Here is a 24,525-nt window from a genome sequence, read left to right on the forward strand (position 1 = left end):
TTGATGAGGTGTGAAGTGAAAAAGTGGTGGTTTCCTGCCGTGACGGCACTGGTTGTGCTCCAGGGTTGCTCCAGCGTTCAGCGGGGCAATATCCCGGTCGTCGACTCGAGCACACGCGTGTCCAACAGTGAGCGCATCACTGCCAACCGTTCGGCGGTTGGCATGAGCGGTGGCACCTCGCAGGCGCAATCGTTGCCCGAAGACTCCGGTGTGACCGTGGTCATCCCGCAGGGTGCAGGTTCGTCGCCTATCCAGACTTTCCCGGCAGCGACCGGGGCGGCGCCAATCAGCACTTCCCCTATCAGTACCGGGCCGATCAGCACCGGGCCGATCAGCAGCGCGCCGATCGCGACCAACCCCAACCCGATTGCCGATGAGCCGTTCGACATCGCGTCGATGAACAGTACTTCCAGCGCTACCAGCGCCCCGACCGGTATCCCGCGCAGCAGTGCGGCGGGTGGCCTGTCGGCCGACGAGCAGCTCGACGGCCCGGTGCTGGCATTGCTCACTACCGCCCAGCAGCAGCAGGGCAGTGGCGACTTCAATGGCGCTGCCTCCAGCCTGGAGCGTGCCCAGCGCATTGCCCCGCGTGAGCCGCAGGTGCTGTTCCGTCTGGCCCAGGTGCGTCTGTCCCAGGGCGATGCCGCCCAAGCCGAGCAGCTGGCGCGTCGTGGCCTGAGCTACGCCAACGGTCGTCCGAGCCTGCAAGCCGAACTGTGGAACACCATCGCCCAAGCCCGTGAAAAGCAGGGCGACAGCGCTGGTGCGGCATTGGCGCGGCAAAAGGCACGGGTTAACGGGTGATGGTGGAACAACGGATTCTCGATATCGCCGACCACCTGCTGCTCATCGAGCGTGAGTTGCAGGTGCAGGGCTGGTGGAGCGACGAGCCGCCGAGCGATGAGGCATTGGCCAGCACCGTGCCGTTCGCGGTGGATACGCTGAGCTTCGAGCAGTGGCTGCAGTGGATCTTTCTGCCCCGCATGAAGATCATCATCGAACTTGGCCATCCGCTACCCAATGCCTCGAGCATCCTGGTAATGGCGGAAACCGTGTTCGTCGATCGCCCGGAGCAAAGTCGTGAGCTTCGGCGTCTGTTGGCAGCATTCGATCAATTGATCGCTCCTTCCGCCTGATTTCTTCTCTTTTTCCTTCAAGGGCCGCAGATTGTGGCCCTTTTTTGTGGAAATCTTATTTTTCCTGCTGCTGACACGGTTTTTCGTGGTGGCAGAAATTCATCTTGCGGAAAAATTGGCAATAATTTTTCTTGACTTGTGGGCGCCGAATCAGAAGAATCCAGATTCCGCTGTAGAGGGACTGCCAGAAGCAGACCCGCTAAGCAGATCATGAGGTGCACACCCGCACCGACCTGTTACACCCCGCAACGCGTTACCTCGCGCTGGGTGGGAAAACCCCGCAACACTCTGGGGCGCTCCCAATACTTGCTCAGTCAGTGCTGACGTTCGCTCATGCTCTGCTTGGCAGTAAACCTATTAAGACCCGTCCACTAGGGACGGTATTCTGGCGTTTTAGAGGTGAACAACGTGGAGCTTTTATCTGGCGCTGAAATGGTCGTCCGCTTCTTGCGTGACGAAGGCGTTAAGCACATCTACGGGTACCCTGGTGGTGCTCTCCTTCATGTTTACGATGCACTGTTCAAAGAACCGGAAGTCGAGCACATCCTGGTTCGTCACGAGCAGGCTGCTACCCATATGGCGGACGGCTACGCCCGCGCCACCGGCAAGGCCGGTGTGGTGCTGGTAACCTCCGGCCCGGGTGCGACCAATGCCATCACCGGCATTGCCACTGCCTATATGGATTCGATTCCGATGGTCATCCTGTCCGGTCAGGTGCCTAGCACCATGGTCGGTACCGATGCCTTCCAGGAAACCGACATGATCGGTATCTCGCGGCCGATCGTGAAGCACAGCTTCATGATCAAGAACGCTACCGAGATCCCCGAAGTTCTGAAAAAAGCCTTCTATCTGGCGCAATCCGGCCGTCCTGGCCCGGTCGTGGTCGACATTCCAAAAGATATGACCAACCCGGCCGAGAAGTTCGAATACGTCTACCCGAAAAAGGTCAAGCTGCGCTCCTACAGCCCGGCTGTACGTGGCCACTCCGGCCAGATCCGCAAGGCAGCCGAGATGATCCTCGCCGCCAAGCGCCCGATCGTGTACGCCGGCGGTGGTGTGATTCTCGGCGGTGGCTCCGAAGCCCTGACCGAAATCGCCAAGTCGCTGAACCTGCCGGTCACCAACACCCTGATGGGCCTCGGTGGCTTCCCAGGTACTGATCGTCAGTTCCTCGGCATGCTCGGCATGCACGGCAGCTTCACCGCCAACATGGCCATGCACAATGCCGACGTGATCCTTGCGGTTGGCGCACGCTTCGATGACCGTGTGGTCAACGGCCCGGCCAAGTTCTGCCCGAACGCCAAGATCATTCACATCGACATCGACCCTGCGTCGATTTCCAAGATGATCAAGGCCGACGTGCCGATCGTGGGGCCAGTCGACAGCGTGCTGAGCGAGATGCTCACCATCCTCAAGGAAATCGGCGAGCAGCCTGAAAAAGCCGCAATGGATGCCTGGTGGAAGCAGATCGACGAGTGGCGCGGTGACCGTGGCCTGTTCCCTTACGACAAGGGCGACGGCAGCGTCATCAAGCCACAAACCGTGATCGAGACCCTCTGCGAAGTGACCAATGGCGACGCCTTCGTCACCTCCGACGTGGGTCAGCACCAGATGTTCGCGGCGCAGTACTACCGCTTCAACAAGCCGAATCGTTGGATCAACTCCGGCGGCTTGGGCACCATGGGCTTCGGTTTCCCGGCGGCCATGGGCGTCAAGCTGAACTTCCCGGATCAGGACGTGGCCTGCGTCACTGGCGAAGGCAGTATCCAGATGAACATCCAGGAGCTGTCCACCTGCATGCAATATGGCCTGCCGGTGAAGATCGTCAACCTGAACAACGGGGTGTTGGGCATGGTTCGCCAGTGGCAGGACATGTCCTACAACGGTCGTCACTCGCATTCCTATGTCGAGTCGCTGCCTGACTTCATCAAGCTGGCCGAGGCCTATGGCCATGTGGGTATCCGCATCACCAGCCTGAAGGACCTCAAGCCGAAGCTGGAAGAGGCCTTTGCGATGAAGGACCGCCTGGTGTTCATCGACATCGCGGTTGACCGTACCGAGCACGTCTATCCAATGCAGATCAAGGATGGCTCGATGCGTGACATGTGGCTGAGCAAGACGGAGCGTACCTGATATGCGGCACATCATCTCCCTGCTGCTGGAAAACGAACCAGGTGCGTTGTCCCGCGTGGTCGGCCTGTTCTCCCAGCGCAACTACAACATTGAAAGCCTGACCGTGGCGCCGACCGAAGACCCGACCCTGTCGCGTCTGACGCTGACCACCGTTGGCCACGACGAAGTGATCGAACAGATCACCAAGAACCTGAACAAGCTGGTCGAAGTGGTAAAACTGGTCGACCTGTCGGAAAGTGCTCACATCGAGCGCGAACTGATGTTGGTCAAGGTCAAGGCCACCGGTGCCCAGCGCGCCGAGATCAAGCGCACCACGGACATCTTCCGTGGCCAGATCGTCGATGTCTCCGCCAGCGTGTACACCGTGCAACTGAGCGGCACCAGCGACAAACTGGACAGCTTCATCCAGGCGATCGGCACTGCATCGATTCTCGAAACCGTGCGCAGCGGCGTTACCGGCATTGCCCGTGGCGACAAAGTGCTCAGCATCTAAATTCAAAAATTAGCGATGGCTCCGCAGGGGCCGAGATATAACCAGGGGTATTTCCATGAAAGTTTTCTACGACAAAGACTGCGACCTTTCCATCATCCAAGGTAAGAAAGTCGCCATCATCGGTTACGGCTCCCAGGGCCACGCTCAGGCGTGCAACCTGAAGGACTCCGGTGTAGACGTTACCGTCGGTCTGCGTAAAGGCTCGGCTACCGTTGCCAAGGCAGAAGCCCACGGCCTGAAAGTTGCCGACGTTGCTACCGCCGTCGCTGCTGCCGACCTGGTCATGATCCTGACCCCGGACGAGTTCCAGGGCGCTCTGTACAAGAACGAAATCGAGCCGAACATCAAGAAGGGCGCCACCCTGGCCTTCTCCCACGGCTTCTCGATCCACTACAACCAAGTCGTTCCTCGCGCCGACCTGGACGTGATCATGATCGCGCCGAAGGCCCCGGGCCACACCGTTCGCTCCGAGTTCGTCAAAGGCGGCGGTATCCCTGACCTGATCGCTATCTACCAGGACGCCTCGGGCAACGCCAAGAACGTCGCTCTGTCCTACGCTTCGGGCGTTGGCGGCGGCCGTACCGGCATCATCGAAACCACCTTCAAGGACGAGACCGAAACCGACCTGTTCGGTGAGCAGGCTGTTCTGTGCGGCGGTACCGTCGAGTTGGTCAAAGCCGGTTTCGAAACCCTGGTCGAAGCTGGCTACGCGCCGGAAATGGCCTACTTCGAGTGCTTGCACGAGCTGAAGCTGATCGTTGACCTCATGTACGAAGGCGGTATCGCCAACATGAACTACTCGATCTCCAACAACGCCGAGTACGGTGAGTACGTCACCGGCCCAGAAGTCATCAACGAAGAATCCCGCAAGGCCATGCGCAACGCTCTGAAGCGCATCCAGGACGGCGAATACGCGAAGATGTTCATCTCCGAAGGCGCTACCAACTACCCATCGATGACCGCCAAGCGTCGTAACAACGCTGCCCACGGCATCGAAATCATCGGTGAGCAACTGCGCTCGATGATGCCTTGGATCTCGGCTAACAAGATCGTCGACAAGACCAAGAACTAAGTCTTATCGAAAGATGAAAAACGCGGCTTCGGCCGCGTTTTTTCGTTTGTGCAGCCAGCTTCTGGTATAAAGCAGACCAGTGGCTTGCTGTCAGAACCTGTTTTGCAGGCCCGTGTCGAACATTTTCCATCCTGTTGCAAGGTACCCTCCATGAGCGAACGTCCCGAAGAGCCGAACAAGCCCTCCGACGCCGAAAGCCTGCTACCTGTCGATGAGCACGTTGAAGAAGGGCATGACGCCGAAGGGCGCAAGGTGCGTCATCGCGGCATCTATCTGCTGCCCAACCTGTTTACCACTGCCAACCTGTTCGCCGGTTTCTATTCCATCATCAGCTCGATGAGCGCGCAGAGCGCCCTGAGTGCCGGTGACCCGCGTGAGGCGAGCAAGTACTTTGCCTTTGCCGCCATCGCCATCTTCGTTGCCATGGTGCTCGATGGCCTCGACGGCCGAGTGGCGCGCATGACCAATACCCAGAGTGCCTTCGGTGCCGAGTACGACTCGTTGTCGGACATGGTTGCCTTTGGCGTGGCACCAGCGCTGTTGGCGTTCGGCTGGGCACTGGGTGACATGGGCAAGGTCGGCTGGATGGTCGCCTTCATCTATGTGGCTGGCGCGGCACTTCGACTGGCGCGCTTCAATACCCAGGTCGGTACTGCCGACAAGCGCTACTTCATCGGCTTGGCCAGCCCAGCTGCCGCTGGTGTGGTCGCCGGTACTGTGTGGGCCTTCAGCGACTACGGTATCCAAGGCTCGAAGCTGTCATTCCTGGTGGCGCTGCTGGTGGCCGCCGCGGGCATGCTGATGGTCAGCAACATCAAGTACAACAGCTTCAAGGAGCTGGACCTCAAGGGGCGCGTGCCGTTCGTCGCGATCCTGGCGGTGGTGTTGGTGTTTGCCGTCGTGTTCAGCGACCCGCCACGCATCCTGCTGCTGATCTTCCTTGCCTATGCGGCTTCGGGACCCATCCAGTTCTTGCTGCGCCGTCGTAAATCCTGACCAGGATTTAATGATGGAATAACCCTCCGGCTCCATAGTCTTACTGGTACATCCGTTATCCAGTGCTGTGGAGCCGCCCATGCTCATCAAGCTTCCCAGGTCTTCCGAGTGCAAGGCGTCGGAGATCACCCCAGAAGGTATCTACCTTTCCCGTCGTACTCTGCTCGGGGGTTCCCTTGCAGGTCTTGCCCTGAGTGCGCTCCCGAGTGGAGCGGCGGCAATTGAAGTCTCCCGATACGCCGATGTGCAGGCCGGTGCTGCGCCAGCATGGTTCGCCGACAAGCTTGCAGCCACGCGCTGGCAGGCAGTTACGGTGAAGGATGAGGCGATCACGCCGTTCAAGGATGCCACCCATTACAACAACTTCTATGAGTTCGGGCCTGACAAAGGTGACCCGGCAGCCAACGGCGATAGCCTGAAGACCGAACCCTGGTCGGTGGTGGTCGATGGCGAGGTGGGCAAGCCGGGGCGCTATGCGCTGGAAGACTTCGTCAAACCCTATCAGCTTGAGGAACGTATCTACCGGCTGCGCTGCGTCGAGGCCTGGTCGATGGTCATTCCCTGGTTAGGCTTTCCTCTGGCGCAGGTGCTCAAGCAGGTCGAGCCGACTTCGAAGGCTCGCTATGTACGCTTCGAGACCTTGAAGGACCCAGAGCATATGCCGGGGCAGCGTTCGGGCTTCGCCTTGATCGACTGGCCCTACAGGGAAGGGCTACGCCTGGATGAAGCGATGCATCCGTTGGCTATCCTGGCGGTAGGCATGTATGGCCGGGAGCTGCCGAACCAGAATGGCGCGCCATTGCGGTTGGTGGTGCCGTGGAAGTATGGGTTCAAGAGCATCAAGTCGATCGTGCGCATCAGCCTGGTGGCGGAGCAGCCGCAGACCACGTGGGAAGGGCTGGCACCGGATGAGTATGGTTTCTATGCCAATGTGAATCCGACGGTCGACCATCCGCGCTGGAGTCAGGCGCGTGAGCGACGGCTGCCCAGCGGTTTGTTCAGTCCCAATGTGCGGGAGACACAGATGTTCAATGGCTATGCTGATGAGGTGGCGTCGCTGTATGCCGGACTCGATCTGCGGAAGAACTATTGATGCGTTATCCCTGGTTACGCCTTGCCATCTTTATCGTGGGGAGTCTGCTTCCGGCATGGTGGCTGTATGAGGCCGCGATGAACCTGCTGGGGCCGGACCCTGGCAAGATCATGATGGATCGCCTGGGGCTTGGGGCGCTGACTTTCTTGCTTGTTACCTTGAGCATGACCCCGCTGCAGAAGCTGACAGGCTGGTCCGGCTGGATTGTGGTGCGCCGGCAGCTTGGGCTGTGGTGCTTTGCTTATATAGTGCTGCATATCCTTTGCTATCTGTTCTTCATTTTGGGGCTCGATTGGGGGCAGTTTGCTGTCGAGCTGCGCAAGCGTCCTTACATTATTGTGGGCGCGCTCGGGTTTCTGGGGTTGCTGGCACTGGCGGTCACGTCCAATCGGTATAGCCAGCGTCGGCTGGGCGCGCGCTGGAAGAAGTTGCACAAGCTGGTGTATGTGATTCTTGGCTTGGGGTTGCTGCACTTTCTGTGGATTGTGCGCTCGGATTTGCGGGAGTGGGCGATCTATGCGGCGGTGGGTGGTTTGCTGATGGTGTTGCGGATTCCTGTTGTTGCGCGGGTGCTTCCTCGGGTTGTTCGCAGGGCGGGGAGGGTGGTTTGATTGTCGGGTGGGGCGCAGAAGGTGTTGTGGCGAGCACCTGGCAGCCATAACGCGGTGTGTTTTGCGGTTATTTCAATTTAATGAACATTAAGGCTTGACGGGCTTTCGAATCCCCTTATAATGCGCCCCACTTCCAGCGACAACGGAACGCAAAACTCCTTGAGATTCAACGAGTTAAGCGGTTCGGAAGATCCCGGAAGTGCTTCGATCTACTGATCGGCAGCGGTGAAAAAGGCAGTTGACAGCGAATTTAAACGCTGTATTATTCGCCTCCCGCTACGAGAGATCGCAGCGAGCCAAGTGTTTGAAGCTAAACGAGTTTCTCGCAAAAAAACTTCAAAATAAACACTTGACAGCAAATGAGGAAAGCGTAGAATGCGCGCCTCGGTTGAGACGAAACACTCTTAGCCAAACGCTCTTTAACAAATTGAATCAAGCAATTCGTGTGGGTGCTTGTGAGTACGGACTGATAGTCACAAAGATTATCAGCATCACAAGTGGCCATGCGAGAAATCACATAGTCATTTGAGATTGCTGAGCCAAGTTTAGGGTTTCTTAAAAACCCAAGCAGTATTGAACTGAAGAGTTTGATCATGGCTCAGATTGAACGCTGGCGGCAGGCCTAACACATGCAAGTCGAGCGGATGACGGGAGCTTGCTCCTTGATTCAGCGGCGGACGGGTGAGTAATGCCTAGGAATCTGCCTGGTAGTGGGGGACAACGTTTCGAAAGGAACGCTAATACCGCATACGTCCTACGGGAGAAAGCAGGGGACCTTCGGGCCTTGCGCTATCAGATGAGCCTAGGTCGGATTAGCTAGTTGGTGAGGTAATGGCTCACCAAGGCGACGATCCGTAACTGGTCTGAGAGGATGATCAGTCACACTGGAACTGAGACACGGTCCAGACTCCTACGGGAGGCAGCAGTGGGGAATATTGGACAATGGGCGAAAGCCTGATCCAGCCATGCCGCGTGTGTGAAGAAGGTCTTCGGATTGTAAAGCACTTTAAGTTGGGAGGAAGGGCAGTAAGTTAATACCTTGCTGTTTTGACGTTACCGACAGAATAAGCACCGGCTAACTCTGTGCCAGCAGCCGCGGTAATACAGAGGGTGCAAGCGTTAATCGGAATTACTGGGCGTAAAGCGCGCGTAGGTGGTTCGTTAAGTTGGATGTGAAAGCCCCGGGCTCAACCTGGGAACTGCATCCAAAACTGGCGAGCTAGAGTACGGTAGAGGGTGGTGGAATTTCCTGTGTAGCGGTGAAATGCGTAGATATAGGAAGGAACACCAGTGGCGAAGGCGACCACCTGGACTGATACTGACACTGAGGTGCGAAAGCGTGGGGAGCAAACAGGATTAGATACCCTGGTAGTCCACGCCGTAAACGATGTCAACTAGCCGTTGGAATCCTTGAGATTTTAGTGGCGCAGCTAACGCATTAAGTTGACCGCCTGGGGAGTACGGCCGCAAGGTTAAAACTCAAATGAATTGACGGGGGCCCGCACAAGCGGTGGAGCATGTGGTTTAATTCGAAGCAACGCGAAGAACCTTACCAGGCCTTGACATGCAGAGAACTTTCCAGAGATGGATTGGTGCCTTCGGGAACTCTGACACAGGTGCTGCATGGCTGTCGTCAGCTCGTGTCGTGAGATGTTGGGTTAAGTCCCGTAACGAGCGCAACCCTTGTCCTTAGTTACCAGCACGTTATGGTGGGCACTCTAAGGAGACTGCCGGTGACAAACCGGAGGAAGGTGGGGATGACGTCAAGTCATCATGGCCCTTACGGCCTGGGCTACACACGTGCTACAATGGTCGGTACAGAGGGTTGCCAAGCCGCGAGGTGGAGCTAATCTCACAAAACCGATCGTAGTCCGGATCGCAGTCTGCAACTCGACTGCGTGAAGTCGGAATCGCTAGTAATCGCGAATCAGAATGTCGCGGTGAATACGTTCCCGGGCCTTGTACACACCGCCCGTCACACCATGGGAGTGGGTTGCACCAGAAGTAGCTAGTCTAACCTTCGGGAGGACGGTTACCACGGTGTGATTCATGACTGGGGTGAAGTCGTAACAAGGTAGCCGTAGGGGAACCTGCGGCTGGATCACCTCCTTAATCGACGACATCAGCCTACTGATGAGCTCCCACACGAATTGCTTGATTCATTGTAGAAGACGATCAAGACCCTATATAGGTCTGTAGCTCAGTTGGTTAGAGCGCACCCCTGATAAGGGTGAGGTCGGCAGTTCAAATCTGCCCAGACCTACCAATATGCGGGGCCATAGCTCAGCTGGGAGAGCGCCTGCCTTGCACGCAGGAGGTCAGCGGTTCGATCCCGCTTGGCTCCACCACTTCGCTGTACCTTGATCAGAACTTAGAAATGAACATTCGTGAATGAATGTTGATTTCTGACTTTTGTCAGATCGTTCTTTAAAAATTCGGATATGTGATAGATATAGACTGATAACCACTTTCACTGGTGGATATCAGGCTAAGGTAAAATTTGTGAGTTCTGCTCTTAATTGAGCAACATGCGAATTTTCGGCGAATGTCGTCTTCACAGTATAACCAGATTGCTTGGGGTTATATGGTCAAGTGAAGAAGCGCATACGGTGGATGCCTTGGCAGTCAGAGGCGATGAAAGACGTGGTAGCCTGCGATAAGCTTTGGGGAGTCGGCAAACAGACTGTGATCCAGAGATCTCTGAATGGGGGAACCCAGCCAGCATAAGCTGGTTATCTTGTACTGAATACATAGGTGCAAGAGGCGAACCAGGGGAACTGAAACATCTAAGTACCCTGAGGAAAAGAAATCAACCGAGATTCCCTTAGTAGTGGCGAGCGAACGGGGACCAGCCCTTAAGTTGGTTTGAGATTAGTGGAACACTCTGGAAAGTGTGGCCATAGTGGGTGATAGCCCCGTACACGAAAATCTCTTATCAATGAAATCGAGTAGGACGGAGCACGAGAAACTTTGTCTGAACATGGGGGGACCATCCTCCAAGGCTAAATACTACTGACTGACCGATAGTGAACCAGTACCGTGAGGGAAAGGCGAAAAGAACCCCGGAGAGGGGAGTGAAATAGAACCTGAAACCGTATGCGTACAAGCAGTGGGAGCCTACTTTGTTAGGTGACTGCGTACCTTTTGTATAATGGGTCAGCGACTTATATTCAGTGGCGAGCTTAACCGAATAGGGGAGGCGTAGCGAAAGCGAGTCTTAATAGGGCGTTTAGTCGCTGGGTATAGACCCGAAACCGGGCGATCTATCCATGGGCAGGTTGAAGGTTAGGTAACACTGACTGGAGGACCGAACCGACTACCGTTGAAAAGTTAGCGGATGACCTGTGGATCGGAGTGAAAGGCTAATCAAGCTCGGAGATAGCTGGTTCTCCTCGAAAGCTATTTAGGTAGCGCCTCATGTATCACTGTAGGGGGTAGAGCACTGTTTCGGCTAGGGGGTCATCCCGACTTACCAAACCGATGCAAACTCCGAATACCTACAAGTGCCGAGCATGGGAGACACACGGCGGGTGCTAACGTCCGTCGTGAAAAGGGAAACAACCCAGACCGTCAGCTAAGGTCCCAAAGTCATGGTTAAGTGGGAAACGATGTGGGAAGGCTTAGACAGCTAGGAGGTTGGCTTAGAAGCAGCCATCCTTTAAAGAAAGCGTAATAGCTCACTAGTCGAGTCGGCCTGCGCGGAAGATGTAACGGGGCTCAAACCATGCACCGAAGCTACGGGTATCACCTTTGGTGATGCGGTAGAGGAGCGTTCTGTAAGCCTGTGAAGGTGAGTTGAGAAGCTTGCTGGAGGTATCAGAAGTGCGAATGCTGACATGAGTAACGACAATGGGAGTGAAAAACTCCCACGCCGAAAGACCAAGGTTTCCTGCGCAACGTTAATCGACGCAGGGTTAGTCGGTCCCTAAGGCGAGGCTGAAAAGCGTAGTCGATGGAAAACAGGTTAATATTCCTGTACTTCCAGTTATTGCGATGGAGGGACGGAGAAGGCTAGGCCAGCTTGGCGTTGGTTGTCCAAGTTTAAGGTGGTAGGCTGAGATCTTAGGCAAATCCGGGATTTCAAGGCCGAGAGCTGATGACGAGTTGCTATTAGGCGACGAAGTGGTTGATGCCATGCTTCCAAGAAAAGCTCCTAAGCTTCAGATAACTGGGAACCGTACCCCAAACCGACACAGGTGGTCGGGTAGAGAATACCAAGGCGCTTGAGAGAACTCGGGTGAAGGAACTAGGCAAAATGGCACCGTAACTTCGGGAGAAGGTGCGCCGGCGAGGGTTAAGGACTTGCTCCGTAAGCCCATGCCGGTCGAAGATACCAGGCCGCTGCGACTGTTTATTAAAAACACAGCACTCTGCAAACACGAAAGTGGACGTATAGGGTGTGACGCCTGCCCGGTGCCGGAAGGTTAATTGATGGGGTTAGCGCAAGCGAAGCTCTTGATCGAAGCCCCGGTAAACGGCGGCCGTAACTATAACGGTCCTAAGGTAGCGAAATTCCTTGTCGGGTAAGTTCCGACCTGCACGAATGGCGTAACGATGGCGGCGCTGTCTCCACCCGAGACTCAGTGAAATTGAAATCGCTGTGAAGATGCAGTGTATCCGCGGCTAGACGGAAAGACCCCGTGAACCTTTACTATAGCTTTGCACTGGACTTTGAATTTGCTTGTGTAGGATAGGTGGGAGGCTTTGAAGTGGGGACGCCAGTTCTCATGGAGCCATTCTTGAAATACCACCCTGGCAACTTTGAGGTTCTAACTCAGGTCCGTTATCCGGATCGAGGACAGTGTATGGTGGGTAGTTTGACTGGGGCGGTCTCCTCCCAAAGAGTAACGGAGGAGTACGAAGGTGCGCTCAGACCGGTCGGAAATCGGTCGTAGAGTATAAAGGCAAAAGCGCGCTTGACTGCGAGACAAACACGTCGAGCAGGTACGAAAGTAGGTCTTAGTGATCCGGTGGTTCTGTATGGAAGGGCCATCGCTCAACGGATAAAAGGTACTCCGGGGATAACAGGCTGATACCGCCCAAGAGTTCATATCGACGGCGGTGTTTGGCACCTCGATGTCGGCTCATCACATCCTGGGGCTGAAGCCGGTCCCAAGGGTATGGCTGTTCGCCATTTAAAGTGGTACGCGAGCTGGGTTTAGAACGTCGTGAGACAGTTCGGTCCCTATCTGCCGTGGACGTTTGAGATTTGAGAGGGGCTGCTCCTAGTACGAGAGGACCGGAGTGGACGAACCTCTGGTGTTCCGGTTGTCACGCCAGTGGCATTGCCGGGTAGCTATGTTCGGAAGAGATAACCGCTGAAAGCATCTAAGCGGGAAACTTGCCTCAAGATGAGATCTCACTGGGATCTTGAATCCCCTAAAGGGCCGTCGAAGACTACGACGTTGATAGGTTGGGTGTGTAAGCGCTGTGAGGCGTTGAGCTAACCAATACTAATTGCCCGTGAGGCTTGACCATATAACACCCAAGCAATTTGCTGACGCAGATTGCGGTGGTGAAGACGAAAGAACCGAAAATTCGCAACATCACAAATTCACATATCCGAATTCGCCAAGAGTGTTCCTAAGACATTCTGGCTACAGAATTTCTTGACGACCATAGAGCATTGGAACCACCTGATCCCATCCCGAACTCAGTAGTGAAACGATGCATCGCCGATGGTAGTGTGGGGTTTCCCCATGTGAGAGTAGGTCATCGTCAAGATTCATTTCGCAAAACCCCTATCTGCGTATGCAGGTAGGGGTTTTGTCTTTCTGGCGCACAAACATCTCCCTTATCTACGGCCATTACGCGTCCGACCGCGACACATTTCGGTATGTGCCCCGTGATATGGTTCCGCCCCAGAACAGATCAGCCACCAGAGAACGCTCAATGGCCAACAGCACCCCACTTCATCCAGGCTTCATGATCGTCCATGGCAATCGGTTGGACGACTTGCGCAGTTTGGTGGTGAGCTGGATGCGGCGCTACCCGCTGGCGCCACTGGAAAACGAGATCGCCCTCGTACAGAGCAACGGCATCGCACAGTGGCTCAAGCTGGCCCTGGCCGAGGACCCACAGGATGATGATCAGGGAGGCTGTGGTATCGCGGCCGCCATTGACGTTCAACTGCCAGGTAGTTTCATGTGGCAGTTGTACCGACGCGTACTGGGACGCGAGGAAATCCCCGAGGTGTCCCTGCTCGACAAGGCTCCTCTGACTTGGCGCCTGATGCGCCTGCTTCCCGCTTTGATCGAACGCCCGCACTTCGAACCGCTGCGGCGCTTCCTCACCGACGACAGCGATTTGCGCAAGCGCTACCAGCTGGCTGAACGCCTTGCCGACCTGTTTGACCAATACCAGGTCTACCGCGCCGACTGGCTGAAGGACTGGGCCGCCGGTGAACATGTGCTCAACAGTGCTCGGGGCGAACGCAAGCCGCTGGCCCCCGGCAATCGTTGGCAAGCCGAGTTGTGGCGGGCCTTGCTGGAAGATGTCGGCGAGCAAGGTATGGCCCAGAGCCGCGCCGGCGTGCACCAGCGTTTCATCGAGCGCATCAAGCAACTGGAGCAAGCCCCGGCAGGCTTGCCGTCGCGGGTGATCGTGTTCGGTATCTCGTCGTTGCCCGCCCAGGCACTCGAGGCATTGGCTGGCTTGGCTCGATTCAGCCAGGTCTTGCTGTGCGTGCACAACCCTTGCCGCCACCATTGGGCCGATATCGTCGCCGACAAGGACCTGCTGCGCCACCAGTACAAGCGTCAGCAGCGCAAGCAGGGCATGCCCCTGCAACTGGATGACGAATCGATGCATCAGCATGCCCACCCGTTGCTAGCCGCATGGGGCAAGCAAGGGCGTGATTACATCAACCTGCTCGACAGCTACGACGATCCAGGTAGCTACCAGGGCGTGTTCAGCGATGGCCGTATCGACCTGTTCAGCGACGGCGAGCCGACCACGCTGCTCAACCAGTTGCAGGACGATATTCTTGAGCTTCGCCCCCTGGCTGAAACCCGTGAACTATGGCCGCCGGTCGATACCAGCAAGGATCGCTCGGTGCGCTTTCACGTGGCCCATAGCCCGCAGCGTGAAGTCGAAATCCTCCACGATCAGTTGCTCGCCCGGTTCAGCGCCGACCCCACCCTGAGACCGCGTGACATCATCGTCATGCTCCCGGCAATCGACACTTACGCCCCGCATATCCGCGCCGTGTTCGGCCAACTGCAGCGTAACGATCCCCGCTACATTCCCTACACCCTGACCGACCAGGGCCAGCGTGGCCGCGACCCATTGCTGATTGCCCTCGAATACCTGCTCAAGCTCCCCGACAGCCGTTTCGCCGTCAGTGAAGTACTCGACCTGCTGGATGTCCCCGCCGTACGCGCCCGTTTTGGCATCCGTGAAAGTGACCTGCCTACGCTGCATCGCTGGATTGAAGGGGCCGGCATCCGCTGGGGGCTCAGTGCCCACCAACGGGCATCGCTCGGGCTGCCTGAAGGCCTTGAGCAGAACAGCTGGCGATTTGGTCTGCGGCGCATGCTGCTGGGCTATGCGGTCGGTGTGGGCGAAAGCTGTGATGGTATCGAGCCCTATGATGAAATCGGCGGCTTGGATGCGGCGTTGATCGGACCGTTGGTGGCGCTGCTGGACGCCTTGGATGTGGCCTGTGAAGCCCTGCGTCAGCCGGCCACCGCCACACAGTGGGGAGAGCGTCTGCATGCACTCTTGCAGGTGTTCTTCCTGCCCGAGGGTGATCACGATGAGTTCCTCCTGATGCAATTGCAGGAACTGCGCGATAGCTGGTTGGAAGTGTGCGAAACCGTGGGTTTGCAGGACTTGCTGCCACTTACCGTGGTGCGCGAGGCCTGGCTGTCCGGACTCGACCAGGGCAAGCTGTCCCAGCGTTTCCTCGCTGGCTCGGTGAACTTCTGCACCCTGATGCCGATGCGCGCCATTCCCTTCCGTGTGGTCTGCTTGCTGGGCATGAACGATGGTGATTACCCGCGAGCCCAGCCGCCGCTGGACTTCGACCTGATGGCCAGCGACTACCGCCCCGGCGACCGCTCGCGTCGCGAAGACGACCGCTATTTGTTGCTTGAAGCCCTGCTGTCGGCACGTGACCAACTGTATGTCAGCTGGGTTGGACGCAGCATTCGCGACAACAGCGAGCGGCCAGCCTCTGTGCTGATCGGCCAGTTGCGTGATCACCTGGCTGCCGGTTGGCGGCCGCTCGGTGCCCAGGACGGCGAACAGCAGGAGCCTGGCCAGCAACTGCTGCATGCCCTGACCCAGGAGCATCCGCTACAGCCCTTCAGCCCGCGTTATTTCCAGAAGGGCAGCGCATTGTTCAGCTACGCACACGAGTGGCAGGTACTGCACCAGGCAACTGAGCAGGTGTCGCACAGCGCGGGCCTGGCGCCCTACGTCAACGATGAAGCCCTGACCCTGATGCAACTGCAGGACTTTCTGCGTCACCCGGTCCGGCATTTCTTCAGTCAGCGGCTGAAAGTATTTTTCGAGGCGTTGGAAGCGCCAACCCCCGATGAGGAACCGTTCGTCCTCGATACCCTGCAGCGTTACGGCGCCAGCGAGAGCTTGCTGGGCGCCGCCTTGGCCGACCCCGACCATGCAGAGCAGGCCTTGCAGGCCCAGGCCCGCCGCCTGCAGGCCTGCGGGATGTTGCCTCTGGCGGGCTTCGGCGAGCTGCTTCAGGCCGAACTGGTCCAGCCCTTGCCCGACCTGCTGCAGCGTCACCGGCAATTGCTGCAACGTTGGCCAACCGTGGTCGAGGGTGCGCTGCCGATTCATTTCGAGCAGGGTAATCACCGCCTCGAGGGTTGGCTGGGGCGTGTCTACCAGGCGGATGACCAGAGTCTGCTGAGCGTCACCACGGTGCCCAATACCATCAGCGCCGGGCGCAACAACTTCAAATGGCACCGCCTCACGGCAAGCTGGGTGATGCATCTGGCGGCCTGCGCTGCGGGCTATCCGCTCAACAGCGCGGTGGTGGCCAGCGACTTGACCCTGCTGCTTCCCCCTCTGCCACAGGCGGATGCCGGCAAACTGCTCGGTCACCTGCTGGTGTCGCGCCAGGCCGCGATGAACGCACCGCTGCCGGTAGCGGCCAAGACAGCCTTTGCCTGGCTCGCCCAGGAAGACCCGGACAAAGCCCTGGCCGCCGCTGAGCGGGCCTATGAGGGCGATGGCCGAACCACCTTTGGCGAACGCAGCGAAAGTCTCGCCCTGTCCCGCCAGTTCCGCGACTTTGCCGCGCTCATGGCAGACGAAACCTTTGAAGGCTGGTGCCAGACCCTGTACCAACCGTTATTTACCGCACCCTGGCAAACCCTGGGTAACCCGGAGAGTGGCGTATGACCCAGGTTCGTCCACTGGCATTGAGTTTTCCCCTGCATGGCAGCCAACTGATCGAGGCCAGCGCCGGTACGGGCAAGACCTTCACCATTTCTGCGCTGTACCTGCGTCTGATCCTTGGCCATGGCGGCGAGCAAGGTTTCGGTCGTGAGCTGCTGCCGCCGCAGATTCTCGTGGTGACCTTCACCGATGCGGCCACCAAGGAGCTGCGCGAGCGCATCCGTGCCCGCCTGGCCGAAGCCGCACGTTTCTTCCGTGGCGAGTTGGCCGCCGCCGATCCGCTGTTGCAGCAGTTGCGTGGTGACTACCCCGAGCACGACTGGCCGCGCTGCGCCAGCCGCCTGGAAATTGCCGTGCAATGGATGGACGAAGCTGCGGTATCGACCATCCACGGCTGGTGCCAGCGCATGCTCCGTGAGCACGCATTCGACAGCGGCAGCCTGTTCACCCAAAGCCTGGAAACCGACCACAGCGACTTGCTGGGCCAGGTGATGCGCGATTACTGGCGGCGCTTCTGCTACGGCATGCAAGGCGAAGCCCTGGCCTGGGTGCGCAACCACTGGGGCAGCCCCGCCGCGTTGTTGCCCCGCATTCGTCCGCTGTTTGGTCGTGTTGCCGCAGATCAGGACCCACCTGAACCGCACGTGTTGATCGAGGCTGCGCTGCAGCAGCGAAACGAACAGCTGCATCTACTGAAGGCCCCTTGGGCACAATGGGCCGACGAGCTGCAGCAGATCTGCCAGGACGCAGTGACCGCCAAGCAGGTGGACGGCCGCAAACTGCAAGCGCGCTACTTTATTCCGTGGTTCGACAAACTGCGTGCCTGGGCGAGCGATGATCAGCTCGTGGAGCTTGACCTGGGTACTGGTTTCACCCGGCTGACCCCGGACGGCATGGCCGAAATCTGGAAAACCGGCGAGCCCCCTGAGCACCCCGGGCTCGATGCCATGCAGTCGCTGGAGCAGCAATTGCAGGCCTTGCCCAGCCCCGATGCGCGCTTGCTGGAACACGCCGCCGCCTGGGTTTCGGCGCGCTTTGAAGTGGAAAAGCGCCGACGTGCCGAGATGGGCTTCGACGACATGCTCGTGCGTTTGCAGCATGCGCTGACCAGTGAAGCCGGCGAGCGCTTGGCCGGACTGATTCGCGAGCAGTTTCCTGTGGCGCTGATCGACGAGTTCCAGGATACCGACCCGGTGCAGTACGGCATTTTCGAATCCATCTACCGGATTACCGAGAATCGTCCGGAAACCGGCCTGTTCATGATCGGTGACCCCAAGCAGGCGATTTACGCCTTCCGCGGCGCCGACATCCATACCTACCTGACCGCCCGACGTGCCACCGCTGGCCGCCTGCATAGCCTGGATACCAACTACCGGTCCAGCCAGGCGATGGTCGCCGCGGTCAACCAAGTGTTCCTCCAGGCAGAAAACCGGGTCGAAGGCCGAGGGGCGTTCCTGTTCCGCGAAGAGCATGACAACCCTTTACCCTTCATCGAGGTGAAGGCCAAAGGCCGAAGCGAACAGTTGCTGATCGACGGCCAGACCAGCACAGCCTTGCAATGCTGGCGGCTGGAAAGTGACGAGCCCATCTCCAGCACGCTTTATCGCCAACAGCTGGCGGCCAGCTGCGCCAGCCACATCGTGGCCTTGCTCAACGGCGGGCAGCAGGGCACCACCGGGTTCAGCAACGGCGAGGGCGAGCTGCGTCCTTGTCTGCCGTCGGATATCGCCATCCTGGTGCGCGACGGCAATGAAGCGCAGTTGATTCGCAGCGAACTGGCCGCACGCAGCGTGCGGAGCGTGTATCTGTCCGACAAGGACTCGGTGTTCGCCGCCCAGGAAGCCCACGACCTGCTGGCGTGGCTCAAGGCCTGCGCCGAGCCAGACTCTGAACGTCTGCTCAAGGCCGCCTTGGCCAGCCTGACCCTCGACCTGCCGCTGGCCAGGCTGGACCAGCTCAACCAGGACGAGCGGGTCTGGGAAGACTGGGTCATGCGTTTTCGTCATTACCGCGAACTCTGGCAGCGCCAGGGCGTGCTGCCGATGCTGCGCCATTTGCTGCATGAGTTCGAGTTGCCCCGCATCCTGATCGGCCGTACCGATGGCGAGCGTGTGCTGACCAACCTGTTGCACCTGGCCGAACTGTTGCAACAGGCCGCTGGCGAGCTGGATGGCGAGCAGGCACTGATCCGTCACCTCGCCGAGCACCTGAGCAGCTCGGGCCAGGCTGGCGAAGAGCAGATCCTGCGCCTGGAAAGCGATGAGCAACTGGTCAAGGTGGTGACGATCCACAAGTCCAAGGGCCTGGAGTATCCGCTGGTCTACCTGCCGTTCATCTGTACCAGCAAACCGGTGGACGGTTCCCGGCTGCCGCTGGCCTGGCATGACGGCCAGGGCAATGCCCACCTCACCCTTACGCCGACCGCAGAGCAGGTTGTGCTGGCCGACGACGAGCGCCTCGCCGAAGACCTGCGCCTGCTCTATGTTGCCCTCACGCGTGCCCAGCATGCCTGCTGGCTCGGGGTAGCCGACCTCAAGCGCGGCAACCAGAAAAGCTCGCAGCTGCACCGTTCGGCGCTGGGTTACTTGCTCGGCGCAGGGCTGGCGCTTCCGTCCTCGGGGCAGTTGGCGGACTGGTTGCAGGCATTGCAATCGGCTTGCGACCAAATCGCCTGCACCGGTCTTCCTGAAGCGAATGACGCAGCCTACAGCGCACCCCGCAGCGAGCGTGAGCTGCTGCCCGCGCGCAAGCCGCGCCGCACAGCTGCCGAGCACTGGTGGATCGCCTCCTACAGTGCACTGCGCGTTGGCGAACAGACCTTGGGAGCCGACAGTTCCCTGGCCCAGCAACTGCTCGATGACGAACTGGTCGATGCCCAACTGGTGCGTGAAGTGCCGGCCGAAGGTGGCGACATCCACCGCTTCCCCCGTGGGCCAAACCCCGGCACCTTCCTGCATGGTCTGCTCGAATGGGCCGGTCGCGAGGGCTTTGCCGAAGTCAGCGGCAACCCCAAGTTGCTCGAACGCACGGTTGGCCAGCGTTGCAATCGTCGGGACTGGACCGGTTGGATTCCGGCCCTGAGCCAATGGTTGCAGCAACTGTTGACCGAGCCGTTGCCAATCGACCGGGGCAACGCGACCCTGACGCTCGCCCAGCTACGCCACTATCAGATCGAAATGGAGTTCTGGTTCGCCAGCCACCAGGTCGACGCCGAGCAGCTTGACCGCCTGGTAGCGCGTCACACGCACCCCGGCGCGGGCCGCCCGGCGGCTCAGCCGACGCTGCTCAACGGCATGTTCAAAGGCTTCATCGACCTGGCCTTCGAACTCGACGGCCGTTACTACGTGGCGGACTACAAATCCAACTGGCTGGGCGCCGATACCCAGGCCTATGACGCCATGGCCATGGAAAAGGCGATTCTCGAGCATCGCTATGACCTGCAGTACGTGCTTTACCTGCTGGCCCTGCACCGCCAGTTGCGCGCACGTCTGCCTGATTACGATTACGACCGCCATGTCGGCGGCGCATTGTTCATTTTCCTGCGGGGGGCCAGCAGTGGCCACGGCGTGTACTTCGCCAAACCGCCCCGTGAGCTGATCGACGCGCTGGACGCCCTGTTCCGCGGCGCACACCAGCCTGAACAGCAGGACCTGTTTGCCGGAGTCGCGCCATGAGCCGAAGCCTTGACGACCTTTTGCCCACACCGCTGGACGCCGAGTATCTGCAGGCACTGGCACCGCAACGTGACAGCAAAGACCTGCTGGAACTGCTCGACCGCTGGGTAGAGCGGGGCTGGTTGCGTGCCCTGGACCGCGCTTTCGTTTCCTTCCTCGAAGAGCGTGCCCCCGGCAGTGATCCGTTGCTGCTGCTGGCAGCGGCGCTGGCCAGCCATCAGCTGGGTCACGGTCATGTCTGCCTGGACCTGCAGCAAACGCTGGCCGAACCAGACTTCGCCCTGTCGCTGCCGCCGGAAGGCGATGCCCTGGCCGGGCCGCTGATGCTGCCTTCGCAGCTGCTGGCCAAGCTGGACTTGTCCACCTGGCGCCAACGTATCGCCGCCAGCACGTTGGTCGCAGCCGGCGACAACCAGGCGCAGCGCTCGCGTCCGTTGGTACTCAGTGGCGAGCGCCTTTACCTGCGCCGCTACTGGAGCTACGAACGGCAGATCGACCAGACCTTGCGCCAACGCCTGAGTCAGGGCGAGGCCCCGCCTGGCGAATTGCCGGGCCGCCTGGCCCAGTTGTTCGACGGCGGCTCACCAGAAGGCCTGGTGGACTGGCAGAAACTCGCCTGTGCCTTGGCCACCCGTGCAGGTTTCAGCATCATCACTGGCGGCCCTGGTACCGGCAAGACCACCACAGTGGTGCGCCTGCTGGCGCTGCTGCAGGCTCCAGCGGTGGAGCAGGGCCGGCCACTGCGCATTCGCCTGGCCGCGCCGACCGGCAAAGCCGCCGCTCGCCTGACCGAGTCCATTGGCCAGCAGGTCGAGCGGCTGCAGGTCAGCGCCGAGGTGCGCGGGCAGATTCCCACTGAAGTCAGCACGGTGCATCGCCTGCTGGGCAGTCGCCCTGGGTCGCGGCATTTCCGTCACCATGCCGGTAATCCGTTGCCGTTGGACGTGCTGGTGGTCGATGAAGCCTCGATGATCGACCTGGAGATGATGGCCAACCTGCTCGATGCCCTACCGCCGCGGGCACGCCTGATTCTGCTGGGCGACAAGGATCAGCTGGCGTCGGTCGAGGCCGGTGCAGTGCTGGGAGACCTGTGCCGGGACGCGGAAGAGGGCTGCTATTCGCCTGAAACCCGCGCGTGGCTCGAACAAGTGGGCGGCCAGTCGCTGGCGGACAGCGGCCTCAAGGCCGGCGATGCGCAACGCAACCCGCTGGCCCAGCAGGTGGTGATGCTGCGGTTTTCGCGTCGTTTTGGCGAGGGCAGTGGCATCGGCCAACTGGCCCGCCTGGTCAACCGCCAGGAAGCGCAGGCCGCACGTGACCTGCTGACGATGCCACCTGCCGACGTGTTTGGCCTGGCCCTGCGCGGTGAGCAGGACCGCGCCTTCGACCGCTTCCTGCTCGATGGCCTCAACCGCGGGGCAGAAGGGCCGCAAGGCTATCGTCACTACCTGCGTGCCATCGGGCGCTTTCGTCCGGCGCCCGGTACCGCGTTCGACGACGCGCGCTGGCAGCAATGGGCAAGCAAGGTGCTGCAACATTTCGAGGACTTCCAGTTGCTGTGCGCGGTGCGTAAGGGGGCCTGGGGTGTGGAAGGGTTGAATGACCGGGTGACGCGCGTGCTGCACAACGCCGGGCTGATCAACAGCCAGCAGCCCTGGTACGAGGGGCGCCCCGTGCTGGTCACGCGCAACGACTACGGCCTGGGGCTGATGAACGGCGACATCGGCATTGCCCTGTTCCTGCCGGATGAGCAGGGCCAGGCATTGTTGCGTGTAGCCTTCCCGCGTAACGATGGCAGTGGCGGTGTGCGCTTCGTCCTGCCTAGCCGCCTGAACGAAGTGGAGACCGTGTACGCCATGACAGTGCACAAGTCCCAGGGGTCGGAGTTCAGCCATACCGCCCTGGTGCTGCCGGATGCACTCAACCCGGTGTTGACCAAAGAGCTGGTGTACACCGGTATCACCCGCGCCAAGCACTGCTTCAGCCTGGTCGAACCTCGCCAGGGCATTTTCGAAGAGGCTGTGTTGCGCAAGGTGCGGCGTATTTCGGGGCTGATGCTGGAGCAGGTCTAGCCGCCTGCCGGGCGGCGTTATGCTATCGTTGCGACATAATTTGAAAGGGTTGTGAGAGATTTTCCACATGACAGGGGCCGGGGGACGGTTGTCGGGCTGCGCGCTTTCGCTGCTTCTGGCTGCTCTGTTGCTATTGGCGGGCCCTGTGCGCGCCGATGCCACTGCAACGGCCGTACAGGCACAGGAACGGGCCAGGGCGGTGACCCAGGTGGTGCTGGGAATCTTCAGCTATGCCCGTTGGCCGGTTGCACCGGTGCCGTTGCGCCTGTGTCTGGTCGGGCCTACCGAATATGCTGACGACCTGATCAAAGGCAATGTGCAAAACACCGGCCAGCCGCTTCAGGTGCGCCGTCTGCTGGCTGATGATGTCCAGCTCGCCCAATCCTGCGATGCGCTGTACATCGGCAAGCTGGACCCCGGCCAGCGCGACCGCCTGTTCCAATCGGTCAGTGGTCATCCAGTGCTGAGCATCAGCGAGGCTGACGACCCCTGCACGGTCGGCAGCCTGTTTTGCCTGCGGGTCAGCGACCAGCAGGTCGCCTTCGATGTGAATCTCGACTCTGTGGCGCGTTCCGGCGTGCGCATTCATCCCAGCGTGCTGCAATTGTCGCGGCGCCGAGCGGTGCAGCCATGAAACCCGGCAAGCAGCGCAATGCCCGTCCGACCCTGCGCTCGGTGCTGGGCCGTGGCCACCTCAGCGTAGCGTTGCTGGCCGTGGGGCTGGCGGGTATTTCCCTGACCCTGCTCGGGGTGTTCGCCCTGCAGGCCTATGCCAACCACAACCTGCATCTGATTGCCCGCTCGATCAACTACACCGTCGAGGCCGCCGTGGTGTTCGACGACAGCGCCGCCGCCAGCGAGGCCTTGGCGCTGATCGCCAGCACCGAAGAGGTGGCAGACGCCAAGGTCTTCAACAACGACGGTGAGGAGCTGGCGCACTGGCAGCGTCAGGATGACAGCATGCTTGCGCACCTGGAAACCCAGGTGGCGACCGCCTTGCTGGACGAACCGATCAATCTGCCTATCGTGCACCAGCAACAGAAGGTCGGGCACATCGAACTGATTGGCCAGGGCCGCAGCCTGCTGTTGTTCCTGCTCAGCGGGTTGGGCGGCATCCTGTTCTGCACGCTGTTGAGTGCGGTGGTGGCCCTGTACCTGTCGCAACGTATGCTGGGCGACATTGTTCGTCCCCTGCGCGGCTTGGCCAGCGTGGCCCACGCCGCACGCCGTGAGCGCAGCTTCGACCGGCGCGTGCCGGAAGCGCCGATAGCCGAGCTCAACGAGCTGGGTAACGACTTCAATGCGCTGCTGGATGAGCTGGAGGTCTGGCACAGCCACCTGCAGAACGAGAACCAGACCCTGGCCCACCAGGCCAGCCACGACAGCCTCACCGGCCTGCCCAACCGCGCCTTCTTCGAAGGCCGCTTGAGCCGTACGCTGCGTAATGCGGCCCGGCAGGGCGATCACCTGGCGCTGCTATTCCTGGACAGCGACCATTTCAAGCAGATCAACGACAGCCTTGGCCATGCGGTGGGCGATGAAGTGTTGATCTGCGTTGCCGAGCGCGTCCGCGCCCAGTTGCGTGAGCACGATCTGGTGGCGCGCCTGGGTGGCGACGAATTCGCCGTGATCCTGACGCCGATGCAGTCGCGCGAAGACGCCGAGCGCATTGCCGAGAAGATTGTTGCCAGCATGAAGCTGCCCATGCAGCTGGACAGCGGCAGCAGCATCACCACCTCGCTGAGCGTCGGTATTGCCTATTACCCGCAGGATGGCGCTGACCCCGCCAGCCTCCTCAATGCCGCCGATGCGGCGATGTACCAGGCCAAGCGCAAGCGCCGTGGCCATTGGCAAGCGGCGCAGACGGAGTAGTCCG

At 59.6% G+C, this 24,525-nt stretch carries 13 protein-coding genes, 2 tRNA genes and 3 rRNA genes; all 18 read left to right on the forward strand.

The features are described 5' to 3' along the window. Window positions 1–3 precede the first annotated feature (3 nt). The 18 genes from PspTeo4_RS25375 to PspTeo4_RS25460 all read left to right on the forward strand — a co-directional run bounded on the left by PspTeo4_RS25375 (window position 4) and on the right by PspTeo4_RS25460 (window position 24,521). Window positions 4–804 (forward strand): tetratricopeptide repeat protein, encoded by an 801-nt coding sequence (locus PspTeo4_RS25375; RefSeq protein ID WP_322366480.1) that lies wholly within the window; start codon window positions 4–6, stop codon window positions 802–804. Continuing rightward, on the forward strand, window positions 804–1,136 hold the full coding sequence (locus tag PspTeo4_RS25380) for a YqcC family protein (RefSeq protein ID WP_322366481.1): 333 nt from the start codon (window positions 804–806) through the stop codon (window positions 1,134–1,136). The genes PspTeo4_RS25375 and PspTeo4_RS25380 overlap by 1 nt, the downstream gene beginning before the upstream one ends. Before the next feature lie 408 nt (window positions 1,137–1,544). Next, entirely contained in the window at window positions 1,545–3,269 is a 1,725-nt protein-coding gene (locus tag PspTeo4_RS25385; RefSeq protein ID WP_322366482.1) for an acetolactate synthase 3 large subunit, read from the forward strand. A 1-nt stretch (window position 3,270) separates the two neighbouring features. Beyond that, complete coding sequence (gene ilvN, locus PspTeo4_RS25390; RefSeq protein ID WP_008096911.1) at window positions 3,271–3,762, forward strand: acetolactate synthase small subunit; 492 nt, start codon at window positions 3,271–3,273, stop codon at window positions 3,760–3,762. 55 nt (window positions 3,763–3,817) lie between these two features. Beyond that, window positions 3,818–4,834, forward strand: coding sequence for a ketol-acid reductoisomerase (ilvC, locus tag PspTeo4_RS25395; RefSeq protein ID WP_003250043.1), 1,017 nt, complete (start codon window positions 3,818–3,820; stop codon window positions 4,832–4,834). 150 nt (window positions 4,835–4,984) lie between these two features. Then, window positions 4,985–5,830 carry a CDP-diacylglycerol--serine O-phosphatidyltransferase gene (gene pssA, locus PspTeo4_RS25400; RefSeq protein ID WP_322366483.1) on the forward strand — a complete coding sequence of 282 codons (846 nt, stop codon included), beginning with the start codon at window positions 4,985–4,987 and terminating at the stop codon, window positions 5,828–5,830. Window positions 5,831–5,909: 79 nt separating this feature from the next. Next, window positions 5,910–6,923, forward strand: a complete 1,014-nt coding sequence (msrP, locus tag PspTeo4_RS25405; RefSeq protein WP_322366484.1) for a protein-methionine-sulfoxide reductase catalytic subunit MsrP — start codon at window positions 5,910–5,912, stop codon at window positions 6,921–6,923. Next, window positions 6,923–7,534: a protein-methionine-sulfoxide reductase heme-binding subunit MsrQ gene (gene msrQ / locus PspTeo4_RS25410; protein ID WP_322366485.1), complete on the forward strand. Its 612-nt coding sequence runs from the start codon at window positions 6,923–6,925 to the stop codon at window positions 7,532–7,534. The genes msrP and msrQ overlap by 1 nt, the downstream gene beginning before the upstream one ends. Before the next feature lie 575 nt (window positions 7,535–8,109). Then, window positions 8,110–9,646, forward strand: a 16S ribosomal RNA gene (locus PspTeo4_RS25415). Window positions 9,647–9,723: 77 nt separating this feature from the next. After that, window positions 9,724–9,800, forward strand: a tRNA-Ile gene (locus PspTeo4_RS25420). A gap of 6 nt (window positions 9,801–9,806) precedes the next feature. Then, window positions 9,807–9,882, forward strand: a tRNA-Ala gene (locus PspTeo4_RS25425). 238 nt (window positions 9,883–10,120) lie between these two features. Next, window positions 10,121–13,012: ribosomal RNA gene (locus PspTeo4_RS25430) — 23S ribosomal RNA — on the forward strand. A gap of 130 nt (window positions 13,013–13,142) precedes the next feature. Continuing rightward, a 5S ribosomal RNA gene (gene rrf / locus PspTeo4_RS25435) occupies window positions 13,143–13,258 on the forward strand. The 16S, 23S and 5S rRNA genes sit together here with 2 tRNA genes alongside, the layout of an rRNA operon. Before the next feature lie 168 nt (window positions 13,259–13,426). Next, window positions 13,427–16,906 carry an exodeoxyribonuclease V subunit gamma gene (gene recC / locus PspTeo4_RS25440; protein ID WP_322366486.1) on the forward strand — a complete coding sequence of 1,160 codons (3,480 nt, stop codon included), beginning with the start codon at window positions 13,427–13,429 and terminating at the stop codon, window positions 16,904–16,906. Beyond that, a complete protein-coding gene (gene recB / locus PspTeo4_RS25445; RefSeq protein ID WP_322366487.1) occupies window positions 16,903–20,577 on the forward strand; it encodes an exodeoxyribonuclease V subunit beta in 3,675 nt (1,224 codons plus the stop codon). The genes recC and recB overlap by 4 nt, the downstream gene beginning before the upstream one ends. Continuing rightward, window positions 20,574–22,649, forward strand: a complete 2,076-nt coding sequence (recD, locus tag PspTeo4_RS25450) for an exodeoxyribonuclease V subunit alpha (RefSeq protein WP_322366488.1) — start codon at window positions 20,574–20,576, stop codon at window positions 22,647–22,649. The genes recB and recD overlap by 4 nt, the downstream gene beginning before the upstream one ends. Before the next feature lie 67 nt (window positions 22,650–22,716). After that, window positions 22,717–23,283: a YfiR family protein gene (locus tag PspTeo4_RS25455; protein WP_322366489.1), complete on the forward strand. Its 567-nt coding sequence runs from the start codon at window positions 22,717–22,719 to the stop codon at window positions 23,281–23,283. Next, entirely contained in the window at window positions 23,280–24,521 is a 1,242-nt protein-coding gene (locus tag PspTeo4_RS25460; RefSeq protein ID WP_322366490.1) for a diguanylate cyclase domain-containing protein, read from the forward strand. The genes PspTeo4_RS25455 and PspTeo4_RS25460 overlap by 4 nt, the downstream gene beginning before the upstream one ends. The last annotated feature ends 4 nt before the right edge of the window (window positions 24,522–24,525 follow it).

Origin of the sequence: Pseudomonas sp. Teo4 (assembly GCF_034387475.1) — a bacterium.
Taxonomy (GTDB): Bacteria; Pseudomonadota; Gammaproteobacteria; order Pseudomonadales; family Pseudomonadaceae; genus Aquipseudomonas.